A 2,584-nucleotide genomic window follows, 5' to 3' on the forward strand; every position below is an offset into this window, starting at 1 on the left:
GAGAAAGAGACCACCCCGCTGACGGCGACGACGCTGGATGAGGCGCGCGCCCTGATGCAGGCGCAGCCTGACCGGGCGGTGGTGCTGCTGCGGGGCGACGCCGTGGCTGCCACGGACGAAACCGCAAGTGCACAGAGCGATACGCCGGCGGCTGATACGCTGCGTCTTGAGGAAGAACTGAAGGCGGCGCGGGAGCGCGAGGCGATAGCCGAGGTGTTCGGTGAGCGCAAGGCGACCGACCTGCCGGATGAAAAGGCGCTGGAAGCGGACGCTAAACCGCAGGACGAGGCGGCGCTGCTCGACCTGTCCGGACGCGACATCGACGCTATGCAGGAGGCTGACCGCCTGCGGGACGCGGTGCGCGGTCTGGAAGCGACGGATGACAAGCGCCCGGCGATGGCCAACGACGAGGTCAATATCGTGCGCCATGCGCCGGAAACTGACCCGGACATGCCCAAAACGAAACAGAAAACCATGGAATAGCGATGAGGCATTACGGTAACCCGATCAGCGATCCCGATTTCATCCGATCAGCGATTCCGGCCGCCATATACAAAGAGCCCGCCATGCAACGTATTTCAACCCTGGCCGGCAGGCGGCTGGATTTCACCTCGCTGCTGACGCTGCTGACAGGTGACCAGCGTCTCGTCAATGCATGCCGCCCGTCGCTGATTTCAGCGGCACAAACGTAAGGAGTTCATTATGCCTGAGCGTGTATACCTTTTTGATGTTACAGCGTCAGATGCCGTCATAAAGGATGCCTATAGCAAAGCGGTAATTAGCGATTTAACAGCGTATTTGCCCGGTATTCACAAAATCAGCATGACCTGCTACCGAGCGGGGTGCGCGGTTGCGGAATTAAACATAGATCATGCTGAAGGCCACTTTCTGCTGACTATCTGGGAAGGCAGGCTCAGTGTACCGCCAGTTTTACCCGACGACATCCGGCTGGCGCATAAGGAGATCTCGCTGCCGGATGTCACCGATATTACTCTTTTTTCAGTAAGGCTTGCCCGTTATGCAGGATTGTCGCCCTCATTTTCGGTAGACGTCGATTCATGTACCTTGCTCGAATTTAGTTCATAAATACTGTCCGCATGAACAACAGAAGCGACAACTACCTTGACACGCACCTGAGCCAGGAACCCCACATGCAACGTATTTCAACCCTGGCCGCAAGTCGGCTGAACTTCGCCTCGCTGCAGCAGGACGGCGTCAAGCTGATGGCGCTGCTGCTGATGATGGGCGATCACGCCAACGCGGCGCTGCACCTCAATATCGATGCCCTGATGTGGCTGGGGCGTGGCGCCTTCCCGCTGTTTGCGCTGGTATGGGGATTTAACCTGGCACAGCGTCCCGTCACTCAGAGGCAAGCCACGCGGCTGTGGCTGTGGGCGCTGGTTGCCCAGCCGGTCTACTGGCAGGCGGTGGCGCCGGACGCCGGCGTGCTGGATGACATGAACATCCTGTTTCTGTTTGCCGTAGTAACGCAGTATCTGTGCCTGTTCGAGCGGTTCCACGTGAAAGGCGGACTCGGGTGGCCGGCACTGAGCGGCGTGTTGCTGGTTATCTGGGTCAATCACTTTGCGGCCGGTTGCTTTGGCTGGGCCGGGGTGTTCGTGATGCTGGCGAGTTATCTGTGCTATGCCCCGGCGGACGCAACTCGCCGGCAGGAGTGGATTGCCGGGTGTCGACCGGCGATTGCGCTTGTCTGGTGCGCCGGCGTCTTGCTGCTGAACCTCGGGGGCGGCACTATTCCGATGGTGGCCGGTCTGCTGGTGTCGGCAGTTGTGCTGCTGGTCTCCATTGCACTGCGTCCGCTCGGCACCGTTCGCGAAAGGCGACTGCTGCTGCGGCAATTCTTCCCGGTGGCCTACATTGCGCATCTGGCGCTGCTGTGGGCATTATCGGCGGGGCTGTCATGGAATGCGTAACGGCCCGGCGAGCCGGCGGCCGGCGTTGCCGGCTGCGGCTGCCGCGCGGCTTTGATGTGCGCGTGCGCCGGCGCGCGGAGGTTACCTGGCGAGACTGGCTGTCGGGACTTCGCAAGGCGGTGCGTTTAAGGCCGCGTCGGGAGCTGCTCAAGCTGGATGTAGGTCAGGGCTGGCGACTGCTGAGCGATGACGAGGGATGTTGCTGGACGCTGCTGTCGCATGCGCAATACACGCAGCGTCTGCAGCGCAGGCCATGAAATCAATGGGCTGCGAGAAACTGCCATGAGATGGGGGTGATGCAGTGAGAGATGAGGTCGCGCACGCGTGCGCCAGTGTATTGTCTGTCCGCTATACATTCTTCCGTGAAGGCACATGCTGTGCGCGACCTCAAGACAGAGTCTAGCATACACGCAGCGCCTGCAGCGCAGGCCGTGAAATCAGCCACAAGGAGAGTAGAAGATGCTGGAAACCGTCATTGGATTTTTGACCGTGGGAGTGAGCGTATATGTGGCGGTGTCGTTTTTGCCGGCCATCCAGCCGCAGAACGCAGCGCTGCTGCGCTGGGTTCGCGGGGGCTGCGTCCGGCCGCCCGGCGACGCCGGGCGTGACGGTGACCGGTTTTCTCAGGCGGCCAGGGAGGCGATTAATCG

6 protein-coding genes are annotated in these 2,584 nt (G+C 61.0%); all 6 read left to right on the top strand.

Annotation, left to right across the window (positions count from 1 at the left end; translation table 11 throughout):
• The coding region (locus AC4PR2_RS28305; protein ID WP_492175973.1) for a hypothetical protein at positions 1-483 on the top strand (483 nt) is incomplete at its 5' end.
• Between the two features lie 2 nt (positions 484-485).
• Positions 486-692, top strand: a complete 207-nt coding sequence (locus tag AC4PR2_RS28310; protein ID WP_492175974.1) for a hypothetical protein — start codon at positions 486-488, stop codon at positions 690-692.
• A 10-nt stretch (positions 693-702) separates the two neighbouring features.
• Positions 703-1,086 carry a hypothetical protein gene (locus tag AC4PR2_RS28315; protein ID WP_454267020.1) on the top strand — a complete coding sequence of 128 codons (384 nt, stop codon included), beginning with the start codon at positions 703-705 and terminating at the stop codon, positions 1,084-1,086.
• Between the two features lie 65 nt (positions 1,087-1,151).
• Positions 1,152-1,934: a TraX family protein gene (locus AC4PR2_RS28320; protein ID WP_492175975.1), complete on the top strand. Its 783-nt coding sequence runs from the start codon at positions 1,152-1,154 to the stop codon at positions 1,932-1,934.
• Positions 1,922-2,191, top strand: a complete 270-nt coding sequence (locus AC4PR2_RS28325; protein WP_492175976.1) for a ParE family toxin-like protein — start codon at positions 1,922-1,924, stop codon at positions 2,189-2,191. The genes AC4PR2_RS28320 and AC4PR2_RS28325 overlap by 13 nt, the downstream gene beginning before the upstream one ends.
• Positions 2,192-2,393: 202 nt before the next feature.
• On the top strand, positions 2,394-2,584 hold a 191-nt coding region (locus tag AC4PR2_RS28330), incomplete at its 3' end, for a hypothetical protein (protein WP_492175977.1).

The sequence above is a fragment of the Serratia sp. A07 genome, assembly GCF_058725505.1.